At 61.7% G+C, this 21,251-nt stretch carries 19 protein-coding genes and 1 pseudogene; 9 read left to right on the forward strand and 11 right to left on the reverse strand.

Translation table 11 applies throughout. The features are described 5' to 3' along the window. Positions 1–162: 162 nt before the first annotated feature. The 7 genes from ACODTZ_RS34790 (at position 163) to ACODTZ_RS34820 (ending at position 4,760) form a co-directional block, all read left to right on the forward strand. Positions 163–372, forward strand: a complete 210-nt coding sequence (locus ACODTZ_RS34790; protein ID WP_489031732.1) for a ribbon-helix-helix protein, CopG family — start codon at positions 163–165, stop codon at positions 370–372. Positions 373–512: 140 nt separating this feature from the next. Then, the gene (locus tag ACODTZ_RS34795) at positions 513–1,445 is read left to right on the forward strand and encodes a helix-turn-helix domain-containing protein (protein WP_489031734.1); all 933 of its coding nucleotides are present in this window, start codon (positions 513–515) and stop codon (positions 1,443–1,445) included. Positions 1,446–1,723: 278 nt separating this feature from the next. Continuing rightward, positions 1,724–1,996 (forward strand): CopG family ribbon-helix-helix protein, encoded by a 273-nt coding sequence (locus ACODTZ_RS34800; protein ID WP_489031736.1) that lies wholly within the window; start codon positions 1,724–1,726, stop codon positions 1,994–1,996. Further along, positions 1,993–2,301, forward strand: a complete 309-nt coding sequence (locus tag ACODTZ_RS34805; protein ID WP_489031738.1) for a type II toxin-antitoxin system RelE/ParE family toxin — start codon at positions 1,993–1,995, stop codon at positions 2,299–2,301. Before ACODTZ_RS34800 ends, ACODTZ_RS34805 begins: the two co-directional genes overlap by 4 nt. A gap of 67 nt (positions 2,302–2,368) precedes the next feature. Further along, positions 2,369–2,992: a ParA family partition ATPase gene (parA, locus tag ACODTZ_RS34810; RefSeq protein WP_489031740.1), complete on the forward strand. Its 624-nt coding sequence runs from the start codon at positions 2,369–2,371 to the stop codon at positions 2,990–2,992. Between the two features lie 36 nt (positions 2,993–3,028). Further along, the gene (locus tag ACODTZ_RS34815) at positions 3,029–3,325 is read left to right on the forward strand and encodes a hypothetical protein (RefSeq protein ID WP_006473490.1); all 297 of its coding nucleotides are present in this window, start codon (positions 3,029–3,031) and stop codon (positions 3,323–3,325) included. A 418-nt stretch (positions 3,326–3,743) separates the two neighbouring features. Beyond that, the gene (locus ACODTZ_RS34820; protein ID WP_489031742.1) at positions 3,744–4,760 is read left to right on the forward strand and encodes a GGDEF domain-containing protein; all 1,017 of its coding nucleotides are present in this window, start codon (positions 3,744–3,746) and stop codon (positions 4,758–4,760) included. Between the two features lie 365 nt (positions 4,761–5,125). Here ACODTZ_RS34820 and ACODTZ_RS34825 read toward each other — a convergent pair whose 3' ends face one another. From ACODTZ_RS34825 to ACODTZ_RS34840, 4 genes are read right to left on the reverse strand one after another with little or no spacing between them, the layout of a single operon-like run. Then, a complete protein-coding gene (locus ACODTZ_RS34825) occupies positions 5,126–6,052 on the reverse strand; it encodes a HEPN domain-containing protein (RefSeq protein ID WP_489031744.1) in 927 nt (308 codons plus the stop codon). Then, entirely contained in the window at positions 6,039–7,706 is a 1,668-nt protein-coding gene (locus ACODTZ_RS34830) for a type IV secretory system conjugative DNA transfer family protein (RefSeq protein ID WP_489031746.1), read from the reverse strand. Before ACODTZ_RS34830 ends, ACODTZ_RS34825 begins: the two co-directional genes overlap by 14 nt. Next, entirely contained in the window at positions 7,703–8,386 is a 684-nt protein-coding gene (locus ACODTZ_RS34835) for a hypothetical protein (RefSeq protein WP_489031748.1), read from the reverse strand. Before ACODTZ_RS34835 ends, ACODTZ_RS34830 begins: the two co-directional genes overlap by 4 nt. Continuing rightward, on the reverse strand, positions 8,367–8,654 hold the full coding sequence (locus ACODTZ_RS34840; protein WP_489031750.1) for a mobilization protein: 288 nt from the start codon (positions 8,652–8,654) through the stop codon (positions 8,367–8,369). Before ACODTZ_RS34840 ends, ACODTZ_RS34835 begins: the two co-directional genes overlap by 20 nt. Before the next feature lie 273 nt (positions 8,655–8,927). Between ACODTZ_RS34840 and traA the strand changes: the two genes are divergently transcribed. Both traA and ACODTZ_RS34850 read left to right on the forward strand, forming a co-directional pair. Continuing rightward, positions 8,928–12,569 carry a Ti-type conjugative transfer relaxase TraA gene (traA, locus tag ACODTZ_RS34845; protein ID WP_489031752.1) on the forward strand — a complete coding sequence of 1,214 codons (3,642 nt, stop codon included), beginning with the start codon at positions 8,928–8,930 and terminating at the stop codon, positions 12,567–12,569. 12 nt (positions 12,570–12,581) lie between these two features. Then, the gene (locus ACODTZ_RS34850; RefSeq protein WP_489031754.1) at positions 12,582–13,337 is read left to right on the forward strand and encodes a DUF6118 family protein; all 756 of its coding nucleotides are present in this window, start codon (positions 12,582–12,584) and stop codon (positions 13,335–13,337) included. A 106-nt stretch (positions 13,338–13,443) separates the two neighbouring features. Here ACODTZ_RS34850 and ACODTZ_RS34855 read toward each other — a convergent pair. From ACODTZ_RS34855 to ACODTZ_RS34885, 7 genes and pseudogenes are all read right to left on the reverse strand, one after another. Further along, positions 13,444–15,092: pseudogene (locus tag ACODTZ_RS34855) on the reverse strand (methyl-accepting chemotaxis protein); the annotation flags it as partial. Between the two features lie 393 nt (positions 15,093–15,485). After that, the gene (gene dld, locus ACODTZ_RS34860) at positions 15,486–17,228 is read right to left on the reverse strand and encodes a D-lactate dehydrogenase (protein WP_489031756.1); all 1,743 of its coding nucleotides are present in this window, start codon (positions 17,226–17,228) and stop codon (positions 15,486–15,488) included. 90 nt (positions 17,229–17,318) lie between these two features. Beyond that, the gene (locus ACODTZ_RS34865; protein WP_489031758.1) at positions 17,319–17,699 is read right to left on the reverse strand and encodes a ribbon-helix-helix domain-containing protein; all 381 of its coding nucleotides are present in this window, start codon (positions 17,697–17,699) and stop codon (positions 17,319–17,321) included. Between the two features lie 95 nt (positions 17,700–17,794). Continuing rightward, a complete protein-coding gene (locus ACODTZ_RS34870; RefSeq protein ID WP_489031760.1) occupies positions 17,795–19,360 on the reverse strand; it encodes a GMC family oxidoreductase in 1,566 nt (521 codons plus the stop codon). After that, the gene (locus ACODTZ_RS34875) at positions 19,357–19,866 is read right to left on the reverse strand and encodes a hypothetical protein (RefSeq protein WP_489031762.1); all 510 of its coding nucleotides are present in this window, start codon (positions 19,864–19,866) and stop codon (positions 19,357–19,359) included. The genes ACODTZ_RS34870 and ACODTZ_RS34875 overlap by 4 nt, the downstream gene beginning before the upstream one ends. Before the next feature lie 38 nt (positions 19,867–19,904). After that, positions 19,905–20,300: a VOC family protein gene (locus ACODTZ_RS34880; RefSeq protein ID WP_489031764.1), complete on the reverse strand. Its 396-nt coding sequence runs from the start codon at positions 20,298–20,300 to the stop codon at positions 19,905–19,907. Between the two features lie 78 nt (positions 20,301–20,378). Further along, positions 20,379–21,122, reverse strand: a complete 744-nt coding sequence (locus tag ACODTZ_RS34885; RefSeq protein WP_489031766.1) for an MIP/aquaporin family protein — start codon at positions 21,120–21,122, stop codon at positions 20,379–20,381. Between the last annotated feature and the right edge of the window lie 129 nt (positions 21,123–21,251).

Below are 21,251 nucleotides of genomic sequence, written 5' to 3' on the forward strand. Positions count from 1 at the left end.
ATCACCATACGTTCTCAAAAGTCGGACAGATCCAACACTTTCGTGTCGTGACGCCAGGACGAGGCAGGAAAATCGCGCGCAGAACCCACAGAAACCCCGCGAATTCGAGGTAATAATTTTATTAGGTTGCAGAATCGGGCGAATCCCCCCTTACTCGTAAGAATGAAGCAAGCCGCAGAACAAATTCGGAAGGACGTTGCCGCCCATCGGGCGCGGCAGGTCGCGGCCGGACGCGCGGCGCTGAACATCTATCTTCCGAGCGAGCTTGTTGAGGCAATCGACCGGATCAAGGAGCAACGGGGTGTGAATGGTCGCGCCCCGATCATCGAAGAAGCTTTGAGGTTCTATATCGAGGCGAAGCAGAGGGCATAACGAAAAACCCCTCGCCGGTGGCACGGCAAGGGGTTTTTGGATTACGGAACCGGCTATGTTGGGCACGGCCTAAGCAGCTCCCAACATAGCCAGTTACTAGTTACCCTGCAAGAGACCCTTCTTGCCGGAACGGTGAATTTTTGTCCGTTTTCCACCCCGCGATGCCCTCCGAAACGGAGGACGAAGGGACAATGTTGAGGACGCAAATCGCGGCCGCGATCGGCTGCGCGCGCGGGAACGCGCTTGATGAAATCATGCGAGAGGTTTGGACGCGGCACGGATCGGGCCAGCTCAGCGACGATGAGGCCGGCCAGCTCTCCGCACTCGCCTACGAGCGCCGGGACGCCTTGCGGGGATCGAAGGGACAGACCGCGTTCAATCTGGTGTTCCCTCCCCCGGCCGCACGCTGCCCGACGCCGGTTCGCCGGCGCAGTCATTTCAAGGGCCGATCGGAGGACCGCATATGGCGGCCGACGACGCGCAAGGACGTGCAGGCGATCTTGAGAGCGGCCGAAATCTACAACGAGGCCGGATTGCACGAGAAGGGCGAGCGCAGCGGCCCGCTAGGCTCGATCGCGCTCGACGTGCTGCGGCTGTTCGTCAATCTCATCGACTTCCGCACCGGCCGGCTTGAGCCGTCAATCAGCACGATCATGGACCGCTTGGGCCGGTCGCGCGATACGATCGTGCGGGCGCTGAAGAACCTGCGGGCGCATGGGTTCTTGGACTGGATTCGCCGCTACGAGCCGACCGGGAACGAAGGGCGCGGCCCCCAGGTGCAGCAGGCGAGCAATGCCTATCGCCTATCCTTGCCGGAAAAGGCCCGGCAGTTCCTTGGGCGGTTCAGCAAGGCCCCTCCCCCGCCTGCGGATCATGGACAGGATCAGAGAGCTTGGAGCGAGGCAATCGACGCCTATCGGAAGGCCTTGCCCCTCGATGAGCGGACGCAGCTCGACGCGGGCGACGGCCAGCTAGGGCAAGCCCTTGTGAGCATGGCAAAGAGCTTGATGAAACGTGAGTCCGATAACCAGACTGAATCCCCCTCTAGATTCTCTCTTAGTATGAAAACATAAGCGGTCGCCGCTGTTCGGGCCGCTCTCGCGGCCCTGCGGCGGTTCCGGCCCGCGTATAGGCGGGCCGGCAAGCGGCACCCTCACTACCTAAACCGCAACGCTTGAGCCTGCGGCCCCTGCCGCATGGGCTTTCGAGAGCGAGCAAGAGGCAAGCGCCGCGCTTGGTTACATACGTTAATACGTATCAACGTATATTCGTATTAACGTGTTAGAAGGTGATGGCGGAAGCCGGGGAAACGTGCTAGCGTGTACACAATTCAACACACGGAGGCGTTTCCATGACCGCCAGCACCACCATGACGATTCGGGTTCGGCCCGATGTGAAAGAAAAGCTCGACCGGATCGCAAGCGACACGCAGCGAAGCAAATCCTTCCTCGCCGGGGAGGCCGTCGCCGCCTATGTCGATCGCGAACTTGAAATCATCGACGGCATCAAGCGCGGCATGGCCGATGCGGCGGCCGGCCGAGTAATTCCCCATGATGAGGCGATGGCGGAAATTTATGCCGTCATCGAGGCGGCCAAAGCAGAAAAGCGAGCGGGCAAAGCGTGAAGCGGCCGGTCACATGGTCCCGCGAGGCGCTGGACGACATCAAGGTGCAGGTTAAGCACATCGCCAAAGATAGCCCGGCCGCCGCAACGCGGATTGCTGACCGGATTCGAGACGCGGGCAAAGCCCTTGGAGACATGGCGACGGGCCGGCCGGGACGGGTGAGCGGAACCTATGAAAAGTCCGTCACCCGCCTGCCCTACATCATCGCCTACGAGCTGCGGGACGTGGCCGGCCAAGAAGGTGTCGTGATCGTGCACGTCATCCATACGTCGCGGGACTGGCAAGCCGAGGAATGGCCGAACTAACTTAAAGACGTAGTAACGTTTTTAGCTATATGCTCTAATACGTATTCACGCAAAAAAGGATTGACGCATGAACGTCATTGCGTTTTTGAGCCAGAAGGGCGGAAGCGGAAAAACCACGCTTTCGGTTCATACCGCCGTGGCGGCCGAGGCGACCGGCGAACGGGTTTGCGTCATTGATGCGGACCCACAGGAAAGCGCGACCGCCTGGGCGAGCGCGCGGGAAGCCGGAACGCCGATCGTCGCCACGGCGCAGGCCCCCGAGCTGGACGCGGCGCTTAGGGCGGCCGAGGCCGAGGGCATGACCTTGGCGATAATAGACTCCCCGCCTCATGCAGCGCCTGCGGCCGGCCAGATCGCAAGGCGGTCCCAGTTGGTCTTGATCCCGGTTCGGCCGGCCGCTTTCGACCTGAAAGCCGTTCCCGCCGCTGTCGAGATTGTCAGGGCGGCAAAGGTGCGCGGCGCTTTCGTTCTGTCCGCTTGTCCATTCCGGGCACCCGAGATCGAGGAGGCGCGGGCGGCGCTGGAAACCTACGGACTGCCAATTGCACCCCAAGAGATCACACAACGGCGGCCCTTTGAACGAGCGGTGACGAGCGGCAGCGCCGTGACGGAGTTCGAGACGGAAGGGAAAGCGGCCGAGGAAGTCCGGGCTTTGTGGGCGTGGATCAAAGACACGTTAGAGCGTAAATAGCTAAATACGTAAGAGCGTACCTAAGGAGTGGAACCTATGGCAAAGAAAGCAACCGGCCTTGCGGCCTTCACCCGCCCGAAAGCTGGCGCGGAAGCCACCAGCCTTGCAGCGATCGAGGACGATCGGCCGGCCGTGGAAATTCCGACGCCGAGGCGAAAGAGGGGGGGGGGCGAAACTGTCGCTCTAACGGTAAAGGTCCGGCGATCGGACTGGCAGCGCCTTCGCCAGCTTGCGGATGCCGAGGGAACGACGATTCAGGCGATGGCCGAGGCCGGGCTGTCGGCGGTGCTGGCGCAGCATGGATTGCCGCCGATCGAACCTTATGCACGTTGATACGTGGATACGTAGATAGCTTAATACGCTAATGCTTGCGCGTGTGGCCCGCCCCCGGCCGTCCCTACGGCCCAATATTATAAGAGCGGGCCGGCCGGGGGCTGGCGTCGTGCCAGATTAAATAGAATTTTACCAGTTTCGATGCCCGAACATTAAACCCTACCGTGTAAATTTGTGTATGCCTGTGGAGACGTGGGCCGGGGCGTGGAATCCTCGCGAGGTTAGCGATAGACGAGGTGGGCGGCGACCGGGTGACGGGCGCGCATGTCCAGGCTTCGGCTAAAGGCGTCTGTGCCCGACTAACCTCGGGATTTCCAACACCCGGTTCCCGCGCTCTTGCGCATCACTATCCGATGATGCGGCCATCTTGACTTCAGGGGCGGCCAGGCACCGGAGAGGTATGGGCGGGAGTAGGGCTTTGCCGGATGAACAACACAGCGGATGGTGCGCGGTATCCCGCGACTTCTTTCTTTCCCTGAAATGGTGGCTCGATTCCCTGTCGAGTGCTCACACATGGCAGATTCTGGTTGTCGGCATGATCGTCATCGCGGCCGGGGATTTTGTGGCGCGGCCGGCCCTGGTTCATCTTGGGCCGCTCTATCTGCTGCCGCTTTGCCTCGCGTGCTGGCGGCTCAATCTCACCATTGGCCTGGGCGTGGGTGTGATCGCGGCGGGGGCGGTGGCGACCACCAGCCTTGCCCTTTCGCCGCACATGCCGCTTGGGGCCGTGTTCGCCAACATGATGCTGCATCTGGTTACGCTGGCGGCTATCGCCTGGATCGTTGCGGGCTTCCGCTACAGCATCGAGCGGGAGCGCTTCCTTGCCAGCCGTGACGGGATGACAGGCACCTTGAACAAGCCGGCGTTCGAGCAGCACGCGGAACGCATGATGGTCAAGGCGGCGGCCGAAGGCCGGCCGCTGCTGCTGGCGTTCCTCGACCTCGACGGTTTCAAAGCGGTCAACGACCAGCAGGGCCACGAGGCCGGCGACGAGGTGCTGAAGCAGTTCGCGGCCGAGGGAAGGGCGGCGCTGCGGCGGGAAGATTGTTTCGGCCGCCTGGGCGGCGATGAATTCGCCGTTCTGGTGTCGTTGCCTTCGACCGAGGCGGCGCAGGAGACGGCCGAGCATCTGCACGGGCGGTTCACGCGGGCGCTGGCGGGCGCGCGTCACACCGTGACGTGCAGCATGGGGGCGTTGATCGTGCCACCGTTCGGCCAGCCTTCCTTGAAAGAGTTGATGCGGGAGGCCGATCGGCTGATGTACGCGGCCAAGCACACCGGCAAGAACGCCGTTCGGCTTGCGACATGCGCCCCGCCGCTCGATCCGGCCGCCACCTGGTTGCCGCTGGCGTCGGGGGACGGCGCAGCCGCCTTGCGACGGACGATCCGGCCAATCCCCACGCTTGATACGCGGGAGGTGTCGGGAGGGAGGTGATACCCCGCCCGGGCACCGACGCTCCGGACATGACCAGGCCATCGCGGCGAGAGCCGCGCCGGCCCGGAGGGAACGCGCTCCCCACATAGCGCCGAAGTGACCGGAGGGCCGCCAGTGACAAAGCCCCGGTGCGTCAGCGCCGGGACCTTATAGCGTCGGGGAATAACACCTTAACGTTAGAGATGGCAGGATAGGCTATTGGTATACCAATAGCCGTTTCGCCCGGAGGGCGAGCAAGGGACCAAGCGGAACGGCCGATGTGCTTTTCGGCGAATGTGTGAATCGGTGATTGAGCGATGCACCTATTCACCTATTCACCGATTGAGTGAATGAGCGAATAGGCGGCGTCAGCGCCGGGCCGCGTCTCACGTCCCTGTCACGCTGGAATCGGAGCCGTCGAGGCGGCCGGCGCAGATCGGGGTGACGGCCTCTTGCAGCGCCGTCACACGGTCGACCAACCAGGCCAGTTCCTCGCCGGTGATTTCGTAGGCCGGAGAATAGCGCGCGCCGACATAGGCGCGATCGAGGCGGGTAAAGCAGCGTTTGGCGAAACGGGTGTCGCGCGGCCATACGTCGATAAGCTGCGGTGCAAGCCGCTCCGCGTGGGAGCGCAGGACGGACAGCCGATGCGATTTCGGGCTGTAGAGCGCCACGACGAGCAGGACGCAATGATAGAACCGTTCGGCGGCCTGGTGCAGATCGAAGGCCGCATGTCTCGGCTGGCGGTCCCTTATGGCGTATTTCGCCTGCGTCAGACTGTATGTCGCGCTGGGAAACCAATGCTCGAAATGCCGCTTCGCTTCGGCGCGGGCTTCCTCCGGCGCGAGGGCTACCGGGGAGGCGAGGGGATGGCCGGGAACCTCGTAGATCACGATTCCGTCGCGGGCTATGTCCACGAAGAACGGCCGGCCGCGCCTAAGCTGGTCGTTCACGTCCATGATGGTGTGAACGATGAAGTTGACCGGCGTTGCCAGGTGCTTTGTGACGGTCAGCTCTTGCAGGAAACGTTCGGCGGCTTTTTCCCAGGCTTCATGTTGCTCCGCAAAGCTGTCGTAGTTGACGACGACGAGCACATCATAGTCGGAGCGATAACCGCTCTTGCGGTCCTCGACCCAATCGCCGCGCGCATACGAGCCGAACAGGATCAGCTTGAGGATGCGGCCGCGCTTGCCCTTCATGGAGAGCTTGGTTTTCAGGGCGTCGTCAAATTCATCGAACAGGATCGCGGCGACCCGTTCGAGCTCGCGGCGCTTTCGGTCGGGCAGATGGGCGAGGCGTTCAGGGAGCGTCATACAGCCCCCTGAATTCGGGATCGGCGTAATAGGCGAGCTTGCCGGCGGCGATCGGCCGTTGCCCGGCGAGGAACAGCAATTCGAGATTCTGCGGCAGATTGCGAACCTCATCCGGGGTCAGCAGCGCGCGGGCTATGTGTTGCTCGCCGTAGGTGATGCCGCTTTCCTCAGCATCGAGGGCGCGGCTCATGGTCTGGAACACCACGGTTTCCTGCCCGAGTAAATCGGAGATGAGGCGGGCGCTGTCATGGTCGTTGACGCCGAAGACCTGAAGGACGCCGGCGTTTGACAGGAAGGTGCCGGCACGCTGCCCGTAGGTGGCGCGGAGCTGGTGAACGTCCTGAAGGATCGGCCAGAGCTGGACACCGTAGCCGGCCATGAGGCCCATGGCGCGTTCGACGGGAGCCAGGTGGCCGAGGGACGCGAACTCGTCGAGCATATAGAGGACCGGGACGGCCGGCTTGGCGGGATCGCGGGCCATGTCGGTCAGGCTTTGCGAGACGAGCAGGCGCAGCCAGCGCGAATAGGTGGAGAGGCGATCGGGCGGCAGGACGAGGAAGACAGAGACGTTGCGGCGCTTGAGATCGGCAAAGCGGAAATCGGATCGGCCGAGAACGGTAGTCATGCGCGGACTGTCGAGGAAATGGGTATGGCGCTGCGCGGCCGAGAGAACGCCGGCGGCCTCGCGGTCGGACTTGCCGAGGTGGCGGTTTGCCGCGCGGGCGATCAGGCCGGCCGCCTCGCCGTTGTCCTGCATCCGCTTCAGGAGGGCGGCGAAGCTGTCGGGGGCAAGGGTGAGATATTCGCGCAGCGTGCCGAGGTGACGCCGGCCGGAAGGCTCGACGGCGACGATCTTGAGGATCAGGCCGGCAATGAGCGCCTTGGCTTCCTCGTTCCAATGCGCCTCGCCGGCCATGCCCGGTTCATCGAACACGAGAGCGTCGGCCAGAGTGCTTGCATCTTCCGCGACATCGAGGCCGGCCGGATCGAGGGTGTCGAGCGGATTGAAGGCGGCCGAGGGTTTGCCGGTGACGCCGAAGGGGTCGAGGACGTGAACGGGGCCGAAGGTTTCGCGAGCGCGGCCGGCGATCCTGGCATTCTCGCCCTTGGGGTCGATGCAGATCACGGAGCGGTCGGCCGTCAGCAGGTTCGGGATGATGGTTCCCACGCCCTTGCCGGTGCGCGTCGGTGCCATGGTGAGCAGATGGGCCGGGCCATCATAGCGCAGCAGTTTTGCCGACTTCGGATCGCGGCCGATCAGCAGACCGGAATCGGCGCGGGTGAGCGCGGCGGTTTCCTTGTTGGTGGCGAAGCGGGCCGAGCCATGGGTTTCGCCCTCCATATCCCCGAAATGCAGGATCAGCGGCGCGGTGAGAAGGCGGAAGGCGGTCGCAGCCATGATCAGCAGCGTGACGCCATCCCAGGCAATGACCGGGATCGAGCCGGGGCCGAAGCCGCCGAAGTCACGCAGGACCATGCGACCGCCAAGCCCGACCACAAACAGGATGACGAACAGGATGAAGAAACTTTGCAGCAGCGGCTTCCAGACGCGGAAGGGCATGGCGATCAGGGAGAGGAACGCCCATAGCGGATTACGGATAGCGGCGCGCAGCATGTTCTTGAACGCGGCCCAAGCAAGTTTCGCGGTGGTCATTGGAGCCTCCCGCGATCCTTGACGAGTTGGTCGAGCATGTCGGCGGCTATCTCCTCGATGCGGTTTTCCCGCTCTGCGCAATGGACCGCCCAATCGGCCCAATGTTCGGCTTCAAGCTCGATGTCGGAGAGAGCAGCGCCGGCGGCTGCGCGCGCCAGGACGAGGAGCCGGCCGCGCGCCTCGCCATCTTCCACCGTTGCGCCGAGCGGTATCATCTTTTCGATCAGAAGAGCGAGCGGGACGGAGCCGACAAGCGCCATGGAAGAAAATTGCCAGCGCAGGGCCAGCGGCAAGGTGCTGAATGCGTCGGCGGCGACCTGACCGTTCTCGGCCGGCAGGGCGAGCACCCTTTGCATTCGGCTTGCGCCGAGGAGAACGGCGGCCTTGAGGCCGGCGTGGCTGTAGTTGGTCAGCCCGCTCATTTCGCAGAAGGTCGAGGCGATGCGGCCGAGCTTCAGCAATTCGTCAATATGATCGTCGCTGACGAAGCCGACGAGATCGGGGCAAGCATCGAGCCAGACGAAATGATGACCGTCATGGCGAGAGCCGAAAGACGCATCGATCTCGTCTTCCGTGGCGAAGGCATGGCATCCATCCTGCTGCGTGAAGACACAATGGCCCGGTCGCCCTTTCAGAAAGTCGCAATAGAGCTGGAAGGGATCAGGATGCACCCGGTTCACCTCCCGCCTGTTCCTTGAGCAGGTCGGTAAACAGTTCCCTGTCACCGTCGCGCGTGAGGAAGCCCGGCAGCTCGCGGCGCAACCAGTCGCTCAGCCGCCGCGTAAAATCGGGATCGTTGGAGTTTTCGAGCCGGTGTAGAACGAGCGCGCCGAGCAACACCTTGCGTCGCGTATCGTTGGCGCGATCCTGTTTCGACAGTCTGGCTTTGAGCGTAGCGCGTTGCGCATCCAGTTCGGCTAGACGTTGTTCGATCGTTTTGCGCGCCATCGTCATCCCTTTGCTTCGATTTGCACGCCGAGACTATCATTTCCCGCGACCATTTCCAGATAATTGCCTGCATCGGTTGAAATTTTCGCCCATCCATGCACAAATGTCAGCATTCAATCATTGGCTTTGACGGTTCCACGAGCGCCACACCGAGCGACGAAAGAGCGAAGCGATTGAGTTGAGAAGGGCGCACTTACGAGTTGCTGCGCAACTCAGCGCGCCGATGGCTGGTAGGCCATCGGGAAAGCGGTAAAACGGGATCGAGGCAACGGGTTGGCGATCTACCATTTGAGCATGAAGCCAGTTTCGAGGGCGAGGGGCCGCAGCGCCGTCGCTTCGATGGCTTATCGTGCCGGGGAGAAGCTGACCAACGAACGCGACGGCATCACGCATGACTACACGGCCAAGCAGGGAGTGGAACATGCGGAGATCGTCTTGCCCGAGGGCGTCAATGTCGATTGGGCGCGGGATCGGTCGGACTTGTGGAATGCCGCCGAGTTTACCGAAAAGCGGAAAGACGCCCGCGTTGCCCGCGAATTTGAGATTGCCTTGCCGCACGAGCTTTCGGCCGAGCAGCGGCTAGAGGCAACGCGGGAGTTCGCGCAGGAGCTGGCGAACCGCTATAGCGCAGCCGTGGACTTCGCCATTCACGCGCCGCACGACGCCAGCGACGTTCGCAATCACCACGCCCATGTGATGATGACGACGCGGCAGGTTGGCGAGAACGGTCTAGGGGACAAGACCTACCTTGAGCGCGAAAACAAATGGCTGTTGTCGAATGGGCTTGCCACGACCGACATGCAGCTTCGCGATATCAGGCAGACGTGGGAGGGGATCGCGAACGAGCGGCTTGCGATGGCCGGGCTAGATATTCGCATCGACCATCGTTCGCACATGGAGCGCGGGCTAGAGATCGCGCCAACCGAGCATATGGGCGTCCATGCCACGCAGATGGAGCGGCGCGGCCTCGACGTGGCGCGCACGCGGCTGGACGAGGAAGCGGCGCAGCGAAACGCCGATCTTATCCGCGAGAAGCCGGAACAGGTTCTTACCCTCATCACCGGCGAAAAGAGCGTGTTCGACCGGCGCGACGTGGCGCGGACGCTGCATCGCTACATCAACGACGATGTGCAGGAGTTCCAATCCGCCTTTGCGAAGGTCATGGCCTCGCCGGCGCTTGTGGAGCTTCAGCCGGAGAGGACGGACCCGGCAACCGGCGAGATCGAGCTTGCGCGCTATTCGACCCGCGAAATGGTCGAGATCGAATCCGGCATGATCGAGAGCGCGCAGCGGATGCACGAGGCGCATGGTCATGGCGTCGATCGCCGGCATGTCGAGCGCGCCATAGACCGGCAGGACGCCGCCATTCAGCGTAGCGCCGGCGATGCGTCCGCCCGGCTGTCCGACGAGCAACGCCGGGCGATCGAGCATATCACCGGGCCGGAGCGGATCGCGGCGGTTGTCGGTTATGCCGGCGCTGGCAAGTCCACCATGCTCGCGGCGGCGCGCGAGGCATGGGAGGCCGAGGGCTACACGGTCCACGGCGCGGCCCTGTCGGGCAAGGCGGCCGAGGGCTTGGAGGAATCTTCCGGCATCCAGAGCCGCACCTTGGCGTCATGGTCCCGCGGTTGGGAGAACGACCGCGGCCAGCTCAACCGCGGCGACGTGTTTGTCATCGACGAGGCGGGCATGGTCGGGAGCCGCCAGCTCGCCCGGTTTGTGGGCGAGGCCGAGGCGCGCGGGGCGAAGATCGTCCTTGTAGGCGACCATGAGCAGCTACAGGCGATCGGGGCCGGCGCTCCGTTCCGGGCGATCACGGAAGAAATCGGCCATGCCGAGCTGTCCGAGATACGCCGGCAGCGCGTGGACTGGCAGCGGGAGGCTTCCGTTGACTTCGCCACGCACCGCACGGCCGAGGGGCTGGCGGCCTATCGGGATCGCGGCGACATTCGTTTCAGCGAGAGCGGCGAAGGGGCGCGCGGCGAGATCGTGCGCGATTACCTTGCCGATCGCGACGAGCGCCCGGACGGCACCCGGGTTGCGATGGCGCATCGCCGGGCCGATGTGCGCGCCATCAATGACGCAATCCGGACGGAGCTACAGGATAGGGGCGAGCTGGCGCGCGGCGAGGACGCCGGCGCGCTGACCTTCCAGACCAATGACGGCAAGCGGGAGTTCGCGCCGGGCGACCGGATCGTGTTTTTGGAGAACAACCGCGACCTTGATGTAAAAAATGGGATGCTTGGCACCGTCGAGCATGTCGAGGCCGGCCGGATCGTGGCGCAGCTCGACGGTCGGGACCGCAGCGTCAGCGTGCCGATGGGCGACTATCAGGCGATCGACCACGGCTATGCGACGACGATTCACAAGAACCAGGGCGCGACGGTGGATCGGGCCTATGTGATGGCGTCGGGGACGATGGACCGGCACCTAACCTATGTCGCCATGACCCGGCATCGCGACGGGGCGCAGCTCTATGCCGGCATGGACGATTTCAACGCCCAAGCCGGCCGGCTGGTCGAGCATGGGGCCGCGCCCTATGAGCACCAGCCCGGCAATAGCGAGAGCTATTTCGTGACGCTGGAAAACGCCAAGGGCGAGCAGCGCACCCTATGGGGCGTCGATCTTGAGCGCGCCATGAAGGAGGCCGCGCCGGAGATCGGGGAGAAGATCGGCCTTCAGCATATGGGTTCCACACCCGTCACCTTGCCGGATGGCACGCAGACGCATCGCAACACATGGAAGGTTCAGGAGGCCGGCGAGATGGCCTATAGCCAGCTTGAAAACCGCCTCTCCCGTTCGGGCGTGAAGGAAACCACGCTCGACTATACCCGCGACTTTGCCGAGCGGCGCGGGATCGCGGAGCAAATTGGCGTCCGCAGCGAGATCGAGATTCCACGCGAGCAGCTTTCCCAGGAGCGGGCCGAGCTACGTCCGGACAGGGAGTCGACGGCCGAGCGGGAGCGCATCGAGGACCGCGCGCCGAGATCCTCGCAAAAACTTGGTGCAGATCTCGCGCAGGATCTCCATGCGGATCCTCGCGAGGATCTCGCCGCCGATCGGCAGCAGCGCCGCAAGCCGTTCGAGGGCCTGAAACTTGGGCGCGGCGTGGCCGCCGAGCAGCCCGAGCATGGCCGCGCCGGCGAGGATGGGCCGCAGATCGACAGACAAGGGCCGCAGCAGGCCGAAAAACAGCGGGGCGGCATGTTCGCCGGCCTCAAGCTCAATGCGCGTTCTGTGCCCTCTCAGGAGCGCAGCGAGCGGCCGGAAAGGGAAGGGAGCTTGCGGCCGGCGCCGGCGCAAGATCGCCCCGATACCGACAGATTGGCCGAGCGGGTGCGGCGGCAGTCGCCGCTTGAGGCGGCCGTTGACCGCTATGCACGAGCCTATCAGTCGGTTGACCAGCACCGGCGCGAGGGCTTGCCGGTACTCGACATGCAGCGGCAGGAAATGCGTGCAGCCGGCCAGCAGCTCGACCAGGTGCAGGACGGCATGAAAGATTTGATGCGCTCGACTCTGCAACATGACCCGCAGATGGCGCGCGCCATGACCGAGCTTTCCGGGCGGGAGCGCGTCGGCCAGGTTATTGAGGGAATGAAGCGCGAAAACGCCGCGCTGCAAGACCCCAATGTCAGGGCCGAGCGGTTCGTGAACCGCTGGCAGGAGCTACAGGGCCAGCATAAGCAGCTTCGCGGCTGGCAGCACGACGAAGCGCGCAGCAAGGTCGAAGGCCAGATGAATGGCCTGACCAAGAGCCTCGAACGCGACCCGCAGGTAGAATCCATCCTGCGCAATCGCAGCCGGGAGCTTGGAATCGGGCATGAACTTCGCCGGGAGCAGACCGTTTCCCGCGCGCTGCAAGAGGAAATGACACGCGGCCAGCGCCTCAGCCGGGGCCATGGCATCGAAATGTAGGCAGGAGAGAGCATGACGGAGCTGGACGACGATAGGGAAGGATTGCCCGAGGCACTGGACGAGGACGCCGGCGATCCGGCCGCCGCCTTCGACGCGTTACGGCAGACCGTGGAAGGTCTTGCCGGCGACCTCACGCGGGAGATGACCACCATCCGCAAAGGCGTGGAAGCCGCCTTTGAGGAATTTGACCGGCAGGGGCCGGTGCAGGATTACAAGCCCGAGCTCGCCCAGCTCGTGCAGCAGCTCGCCCACGTTGCGGAGCGCCTGCACGGTGTCGAGCAGTCGCCTATTCTCCGGCAGGGGGCGCAGCACTATGCGGCTGCGCTCGAGCGCAGCGGCGAGGGCCTGGTAAGGACTGCCGTGCAGCAGCTCGAGCGGCAGGCGTCCGACCTCGAGCGCATCAGCAGCGTGCTTGCCTCCCATAACAAAAGCGCCTTTCATCGAAAGGATCAGGATTTCCGCATGTGGATGGCGGCCGGCGTCGGCGTTGTTGTCGGCGTGTTCCTGATTTTGCTGTTGCCGCGCTTCCTGCCGTTCTCAGCCGATAGCCGCGTTGCGAGCTTTGTGATGGGGCAGGACCGCATCAACGCGGCCTATGCCATGATCAATTCCGTCGATCCCCTTGGCTTCAAAAAGCTGCAATGGGGTGCCGGCTTCTACAACGCCAGTGGCGGGGAGATTTCCGCGTGCTTGGAGAAGGCGAGACAGACGGGCAAGGATCAGAAATGCACGATCACCGTGCCAGTGCCGACACAGCCAGAGCAATAGGTGATCGTCGGCCGCGCGCCCAAATTGGGCTATACGCGCGGCCGCCGTGCGGTCGATACGGGATAGGTCACGCCGCGCGTGGAGGCGCTGCCCATTCCATTCGCCTATGAGGGCTTTCCCGTTCGTGTTCGAGGCGGAAAGTCGCCAGCAGGGCCTTGAGCTGTTCGGCCTGGCCTGCAAGGCTCACGCTGGCGGCCGAGGTTTCCTCGACCATTGCGGCGTTCTGTTGCGTGCCCTGGTCGATCGTGCTGACAGCGGTATTGATTTCCGCCAGCGCCGTGGACTGCTCGCGCGAGGCTTCCACGATGGCGAGAACATGCCCGCTGATCTCCTGCACATCACCGATGATGGTCTGTAGTGCCACGCCGGTTTCACCGACGAGCGCCACGCCGGATTTGACCTCAGAATCGGATTTGGTGATGAGGGCCTTGATTTGCTTGGCTGCACTCGCAGAGCGTTGCGCGAGTTCACGCACCTCCTGGGCAACGACAGCAAAGCCCTTGCCGGCCTCACCGGCGCGGGCTGCCTCGACGCCGGCATTGAGTGCCAGCAGGTTCGTTTGAAAGGCGATCTCGTCCATCATGTCGGTAATGGAACCGATTTCGCGGGATGATCGCTCGATCTCGCCCATGGTGGCAACGGCCCGCTGGACGACAGCGCCCGATTTCTCGGCGCTGGTCCGAGTACGGGCGACCAGCTCGCCGGCCTCCTCTGCCCGTTTGGCCGAGTTTTTCACCGTTGTCGTGATCTCATCAAGTGCGGCGGCGGTTTCCTCGACTGATGCGGCTTGGTGCTCGGTGCGTTTTGCCAGATCGTTGGCAGCGGCGCTGACCTCGCCGGCCGCGCCGTCGATTGCCGAGGCATTGTTGCCGACCGTCTGCAGGGCGTTGCGCAGGGTCTCGACAGAGTTGTTGAAGTCGAGGCGCAGCTTGTCGAGCGCCGGAATGAACGGCTCCGCGATCTCGCACACCAGATTGCCGGCCGCGACGTTACCCAGGCCCGCGCCGATCTCCGTCACGGCATGGACGCGGCCAGTAATATCGGTGGCGAATTTGACCACCTTCATGACCCTGCCGTCCGGGTCGAAGATCGGATTATAGGATGCCTGAATCCAGACTTCACGCCGCCTTTGCCAAAACGCTTGAATTCTTCAGCGATGAACTCGCCGGCCCGCAGCCGCTTCCAGAATTCGGCATAGTCTACGCTCTGCCCATAGGCCGGATCGACAAACATGCGATGGTGACGGCCCTTGACCTCGGCCAGCTCATAACCGAGCGTGGCAAGGAAATTCTCGTTGGCGGTCAAAATCTCACCGTCAACCGTGAACTCAATCACCGCCTGGGCGCGCGAGATGGCGGCGAGTTTGCCGGCATCTTCGGCGGTTCTCATCTTGGCGGCCGTTATATCGGTGGCGAACTTCACCACCTTGAGCACTTTTCCGGAGGCCGAAAGGACCGGGTTATAGGTGGCCTGAATCCAGACCTCGCGCCCACCCTTGCCGAACCGCTTGTATTCGCCGGCGTCGAATGTGCCCTTTCCGAGCCTTTCCCAAAAAGCGGTATATTCGGCGCTTCGAGCATAGGCAGGGTCCACGAACATGCGATGATGTTGGCCGGCCAGCTCTTTTGCCTCATAGCCCATGGCGGCCAGGAAATTCCCGTTCGCGCCGAGGATGTTTCCGGCCGGATCGAACTCGATCATGGCCAGTGATTTATTCATGGCGGCAAGCACTGCGTCAGAATTCGCGCCGCTCATCAGATTTTTGAATGGCAGTCTCATTACCTTATCCCCCTTCCCAAGGCCCAAAAGGTATCGCGGCGCACGGCAAGACCGTGTGCCCGGTGGACTTCATGCCGAGAACCATGCCGCCTTTGCGTGAGTAAATTTTCATAGGGAAGAAAGTGACTTACCTTTATCACCAGGCAGCCGCACCCGTTACCGGGCGCGCTGCCGGCTCACTCCATTCTCTAACCTCACGAGGTTTCCACGCCCCCGGATTTGCGGGTGCAAATCCATGTATTAAATTAGACATGAATGGTTAACAATTTTGTGTCCGGCCGTAGAGGTGCGGAAGATGCTTCCTGTTTTCAGTATTTTTCCGGAGATACATGCACCCCAGTGGCTTCTGCCGAATAAATCCTAAACCTGTCAGTCGCAGGTTTCGCAAGACGGGGAGGAGCCCAAAGGCGGTCTGCTGTCGCCCCATCGCAAAAACTTTGACGTCTGCCCTATCCCAGGGTTGAAGCAATTGCAGGGGTCAAGTGTCCGAAAATGCTCGGCGACAATTTCATCTGCCGTGTAAAGATGCCCAACATTGTGCTCGGCCGGATATTTCGCACCGCGTGCGTCGAGCAGGGCCAGCATTGCATGCTCCACTTCCAACCAATTGACATTCTTCGGCACGATATAGTCCTGATGAAAAACGTGACAGAAGAAATGGCCGTAGTAGAGCTTCTTGAGGACGGACTTGTCCAATTCGGCGGGCAACGTTTCCATCCAGCGCGTTTCGTTGCGAGGAAGCGCGACATCGAGCGCGACAATACCGCCGACGTCACTTCCATGAACGGCGCGATAGCGCACCGCTGCACCCGCAGTCGCGAAACGATGGAGGAATGCCGCTGATCCTTCCTCGGGGGTGCACTCGAAAAAGCTCGCAGCACCTGATTCGAGCCGTTGCGTGAGATAGGTTCTGGTTTCGGTGATACCGTCCTCACCGACCTTGATCATGAGATGGTGCGCGTATCTGTCGCGAAACTCAGTCATCCGTTTTGGCAGATGCGCCGGGAAAAGACGGCTCGCCGCCTGAAGGAGACGATCGCTCAGGTTTTTCGGAAGGATGCGCAATCGCTCCGCACACTCATCGATCCTGCTTTTCCAGACAAACAACCGTGGTAGTCGTGCCGTGCCAAGGTACTTCACCAACAGGAACGTATCCTTGCCGTAGCGCTCAGCGATGTCGTAAGCGTCCCGGTGAATATATTCCGCAGCGATCGGCAGGGAGGCGAAGGTGGAAAGCATGGTGCGGCGAATTTCGGTGAGATCAGCCGGATCGTTCGTGCCGATGTAAAAGACCTGGCTGTTCTTCTGCGCCTCGAAAGTGTCAAGCCGAACGGCAAACGCCATTATCTTCCCGGCCGATCCTGAGGCTTCGAAGAGACGCCGATGATCGGCATTATAGCGTGCGGGCGTCGGTGCATCGACATCACGGACATGCGTTGCATACTCTCTGTCCGACGCAACAGGCAGATTCTTCCAGCTAACATCCCCTTGTTGGTAATTTTTGCCATCGAGTCGCGACAGGATTTCCTCGGGGCTCGTGCCAAGCGCTATTCCCAGATGGTTGACCAGCCTCAGCCGGCCATCGGCACCCACCTGCGCGAAGAGCGCTAGTTCCGAATAAGCCGGTCCCCGGTGAATAAGGGAGCCGCCGGAATTGTTGGCGATGCCACCAAGGACGGAGGCTCCCAGACACGACGACCCGATGACGGAATGCGGCTCACGTCCCAGGGGACGCAGCGTCTTTTCCAGTTCGTCGAGCGTGGTGCCTGGGAAACACAGAACCTGTCTCCCTTCGCCGAGCAAGTGAATCGACTTGATCCGCATTGTGCTGATGATGATGACATCACGGTCGTAATCATCGCCAAAGGGCGTCGAGCCGCCTGTCAACCCGGTGTTTGCTGCCTGCGCAATCACTGCCTTTCCCGCATCGACGCAGGATTGAATAACCTTCCAGAATTCGAGCAGGCTCGCCGGGCGGACGACGGCGAGCGCCTTGCCTTCGCCGTAGCGGTAGCCTCGTGAGAACCGACGTGTCCGGGCTGGGGAGCACAAGACGTGCCTTGATCCGACAAGCGTCCGAAGGCTGTCCAGAAACTGCGAGTTCTCCATCATTTCTTTTACTTCGCCGTCACTGTGCATTGGCAGGGTTATGGTGATATCTGCACGACCGCCAAAGCCCTCGATATTGCGGGTGAACCGCTATCAATTCGGTCGTGAGGGCACGGTGCGGCTTTTATTGCGGGTTGTGGCGGCTTTGGCTTCGAGGCTCAGGATCTCTTCCGCCGACAGAAGGTCGTTGCGGCCGTTCGGTAGCAGGCCAAGCAGTTGCAGGTTGATGAAGCGCTGGCAGCAGACCCGGAGAAAGGAGGTAAAATTCCCCATATCATGCCCTTCATCGATGGATTCGTTATAGAGCTGGTGCAGAAGTTGGGGGACGGTCATCTCATCCTTGGAGGCAATATCCTCAAGCACTGTCCAGAACATGTTTTCAAGCCTGATGCTTGTCACCATCCCGTCCATCCGAATCGAGCGGGTGTGGCTTTCCCAGAGCGCGGAATCCGCGCCTACAAATAATCTGCACATCGTTTGTCATCCCCAAAAGGCTTCAACACCTACGATTCATTGGCCTGAGCATAAATTATGAACCGTGGGCCGTGGCTCGACCACGGCCCCGAATTTCAAATATTGCCTCTCTTCAGCTCGCCGGCAATGTATTCGGCTTGACGTATTGCCAGGGCGACGATCGTGAGTGTTGGATTGGCCGCTGCACCGGTCGTCATTACAGACCCGTCTGAAATGAACAGGTTCGAAACGTCGTGGCATCGTCCCCAGCGATCGACGACACCATCCTCGGGCCGCGCGCTCATCCGGCATGTGCCGAGATTGTGCGTAGACGGATAAGGTGGCGTGCGATGCGATCCGATCGCGCCGACGCTTTCATAGAGTTTTTCCGCCTGCTCGTAGGCATAAGTGCGCATCGCGATATCGTTGCCGTGATCGTCGAAGTGCACGTTCGGTGCCGGTAGTCCCCACTGGTCGCGCACCGTGTCCGACAACGTGACACGGTTGGTTGCCTGCGGCATGTCCTCGCCGACGATCCACATGCCGGCGGTGCTGGCATAGCCATCCAGGAGTTCGGTGAATTTCGGTCCCCATGCACCAGGCTCTGCAAAGGCTGCAAGAAAGGCCGGTCCGAGCGAGATCGTCTCCATATAATAGCCGCCGACGAAGCCGCGCGACGGGTTATGGCCGGCCTCGTCGGCGATGATTCCGGCCATGGTTTCGCCCCGGTGCATGTTCACCGGCTTGTCGAAGCGCGCATAGACGGAACCTGTCATGTGACGCATGTAGTTCCGGCCGACCTGATCGGAGCTGTTGGCCAGCCCGTTGGGGAACTGGCCGCTTTCGCTGAGCAGCAGTAGCCGCGGCGTCTCGATTGAATTGCCGGCAACGCAGACAACCTTCGCCGATTGGCGATGCAGCCTCCCGTCCTTGTCGACATAAAGCACTGCATCGACCTTGCCGGATGCGTCGTGGGTGATCCGAACAACATGGCATTCGGGGCGAAGGTCCAGAAGCCCCGTTTCCAGCGCGCGAGGGATTTCACGAACGAGGATGCTCCATTTCGACTTGTTCTTGTCGCCCTGGAAGTTGAAGCCGTCCTGGATGGAGGCCGGACGGCCGTCATAGGGCTCGGCGTTGGTCGCATAGGGGCCGGTCGCATACATCTTGTAGCCGACGCGTTCCGCCCCGTTTGCGAAAACCTTGTAATTGTTGTTGGCCGGCAGCGCCTTACGGCCATGGCGATGGGTCGAGCCCATGGCGATTTCAGCGCGTTCATAGTAGGGCGCCATTTCGGCCAGCGTGATTGGCCAGTCGAGCAGCGACGCGCCGTCCACCTTGCCGTAGGTGGTCAGGGCCTTGAACTCGTAGTCCTTGAAACGAGGTGTGGCGCCTGACCAATGCGTGGTCGTGCCGCCTACCGCCTTGACCAGCCAGGCCGGAAGATCGGGAAAATCCTTGGACACCCGCCAGGACCCGGTGGTGGTGCGGGGGTCGAGCCATGCCATCTGGCGGAAGGCTTCCCACTCGTTGTTCTGATAGTCCTCGTTCTTCAGAAACGGCCCAGCTTCCAGCAGGACGCAAGGGATGCCTGCCTTGGTCAACTCGTAGGCAAGTGTGCCGCCCCCAGCGCCAGACCCAACAATGACGACGGCTTCGTCGTTGCGTGAAATCGACTTCATGCTTCACCTCCCGTATATTCCTCAATGCGCGGCTCCGGCAGCCAGTCCAAATCGTTGAATCCACGGTTGATGTAACCGCCCTTGTCGAAGCTTGGCCCTTCGTAGCCGAGCGCCTGCCAGACCTCTTCGTCGTCATAGAGCGCGACGACGGCGGTGCTGCGTGCCAGTTTGAAGAAGGCGGTCGTTTCAATGGATTTGAGATGCTGGTATGCCTGCGTGTCGTCCATATCGGCGAAGCCGGCGCTCGCCAGATCATGCAACGCGCTGGCAAATGCGATCTTCACGGCTGGTGTCGCTTCAGATGCCTTGAAGATTGCCGTCGCCGTCCGCTCGTAGGGACCGTCGCTGAATTTGCCATGCGGATACATGATCCGCACCATGCGGGTGAGAAGCTTGCAGCTTGCCGGGTCCTGCGCAGGGTCGAGGGGAAACGCCGATACCGCCGTCCTGGCGACGGCGGTTGGCGAGGAGATGCTCGGTGAGACGAGCCCTTTTGTCATTGTCATGTTTAGTTTCCTCCCATTGAGTCATTGGAATGCACTGCTCAGGTGTAGCGTCCCCCCTTCTGGATGACTTCTATCTGGTAGCCATCGGGGTCCTGGACGAAGAAAAAGCGTGCCAGCACCTTGTCGTCATGTTTGAAATCGACCAGCTTGCGAGGAGCAAGACCTGCCTGCTCGAACCGTGCATGCTCCGCATCGACGTCGTCGACGATGAAGGCCGAATGGCCGTAGCCGTCGCCAAGGTCGTAGGGGCGATCGCGATCCTTATTGACCGTCAGTTCCAGCTCGAAGGTATTTTCGGGATTGGACAGATAGATCAGCGTAAAGGTTTCGAAATCGATCCGGTCGGCGACTTGAAGTCCGAAAGCCTTGCCGTAAAAATCGACGGAGCGCTTCTCATCGAACACACGGATCATGCTGTGTACAAATTTCGCCATTGGCTCCTCACATAAAGGGATAGATTTTTGTCGCCGGGCCGCTTTCGAATTCTAAGTCGTTTATTCTTCTGCGTCCGATCACAATACGATAAGGCGGGCAACGAAGGCTCCAATGATTGCCCCTATGATCGGGCCAACAACAGGGATGGGGGCATAGCTCCAAGCTGAAGAGCCTTTTCCGGCGATCGGAAGAACCGCATGGGCCAGGCGAGGACCGAAATCGCGCGCAGGGTTGAGGGCGTAGCCGGTCGTACCGCCCAATGAGAGGCCGATCCCCCATACCAGCATTGCAATGAGATAGGAGGCGAAGCCCGCTTGGAGTCCCGTTGCGCCTCCCACCGATTGCGACACGATGGCGGCGATGACGAAGACGAGCAGGCTGGTGGCAATGATTTCACTGACGAGATTCGAAACCGGGGCTCTGAGGGCAGGGCCGGTACAGAATATGGCTAGCTTCAGATCGGGATTTTCAGTCTTGCGCCAATGCGGATGGTAGTGCAGCCAAACCAGACCTGCACCCAGAAATGCGCCAAGCATCTGGGCGGGAATGTAGGATGAGACTTTGCTGAAATCGCCTGAAAGAGCCCCAAGAGCGATCGTGACGGCTGGATTGATGTGCGCGTCCGGGCTGCCCGTCGCTTGAGCGACGAAGATGCCGCACAAGACGGCGACGGCCCAGCCCGTATTGATCATGAGCCACCCGCCACTGTCGAGGCGGCTTTGAGACTTGGTTCCGTTCAGCAAGACGCCAGCGACAACGCCGTCGCCGAGCAGCACCAGGACCAGAGTTCCTAACATTTCTCCCAGGAACGGCGACGACATGGCATCTCCTCATAATTATTGTTGCTTGCGCGATCTCGCCGAGCGGCCGGAGACGACCGCATCGACTGGCGAATTGGATCGCGCATGAAGCGTGATGCGCGATGCCGTTGTGTGGAAGGAAGGTCAACT

The sequence above is a fragment of the Rhizobium sp. FG113 genome, assembly GCF_057809895.1.

What these genes read in the sequence shown, in the direction of transcription:
- dld (WP_489031756.1), bottom strand. Translation starts at nt 17,228, where the DNA reads ATGATGGAGAACTCGCAGTTTCTGGACAGCCTTCGGACGCTTGTCGGA.
- ACODTZ_RS34840 (WP_489031750.1), bottom strand. Translation starts at nt 8,654, where the DNA reads ATGGCGCGCAAAACGATCGAACAACGTCTAGCCGAACTGGATGCGCAA.
- parA (WP_489031740.1), top strand. Translation starts at nt 2,369, where the DNA reads ATGAACGTCATTGCGTTTTTGAGCCAGAAGGGCGGAAGCGGAAAAACC.
- ACODTZ_RS34790 (WP_489031732.1), top strand. Translation starts at nt 163, where the DNA reads ATGAAGCAAGCCGCAGAACAAATTCGGAAGGACGTTGCCGCCCATCGG.
- ACODTZ_RS34875 (WP_489031762.1), bottom strand. Translation starts at nt 19,866, where the DNA reads ATGACAATGACAAAAGGGCTCGTCTCACCGAGCATCTCCTCGCCAACC.
- ACODTZ_RS34870 (WP_489031760.1), bottom strand. Translation starts at nt 19,360, where the DNA reads ATGAAGTCGATTTCACGCAACGACGAAGCCGTCGTCATTGTTGGGTCT.
- ACODTZ_RS34865 (WP_489031758.1), bottom strand. Translation starts at nt 17,699, where the DNA reads ATGTGCAGATTATTTGTAGGCGCGGATTCCGCGCTCTGGGAAAGCCAC.
- ACODTZ_RS34850 (WP_489031754.1), top strand. Translation starts at nt 12,582, where the DNA reads ATGACGGAGCTGGACGACGATAGGGAAGGATTGCCCGAGGCACTGGAC.
- ACODTZ_RS34885 (WP_489031766.1), bottom strand. Translation starts at nt 21,122, where the DNA reads ATGTCGTCGCCGTTCCTGGGAGAAATGTTAGGAACTCTGGTCCTGGTG.
- ACODTZ_RS34825 (WP_489031744.1), bottom strand. Translation starts at nt 6,052, where the DNA reads ATGACGCTCCCTGAACGCCTCGCCCATCTGCCCGACCGAAAGCGCCGC.
- ACODTZ_RS34880 (WP_489031764.1), bottom strand. Translation starts at nt 20,300, where the DNA reads ATGGCGAAATTTGTACACAGCATGATCCGTGTGTTCGATGAGAAGCGC.
- ACODTZ_RS34830 (WP_489031746.1), bottom strand. Translation starts at nt 7,706, where the DNA reads ATGACCACCGCGAAACTTGCTTGGGCCGCGTTCAAGAACATGCTGCGC.
- ACODTZ_RS34815 (WP_006473490.1), top strand. Translation starts at nt 3,029, where the DNA reads ATGGCAAAGAAAGCAACCGGCCTTGCGGCCTTCACCCGCCCGAAAGCT.
- ACODTZ_RS34800 (WP_489031736.1), top strand. Translation starts at nt 1,724, where the DNA reads ATGACCGCCAGCACCACCATGACGATTCGGGTTCGGCCCGATGTGAAA.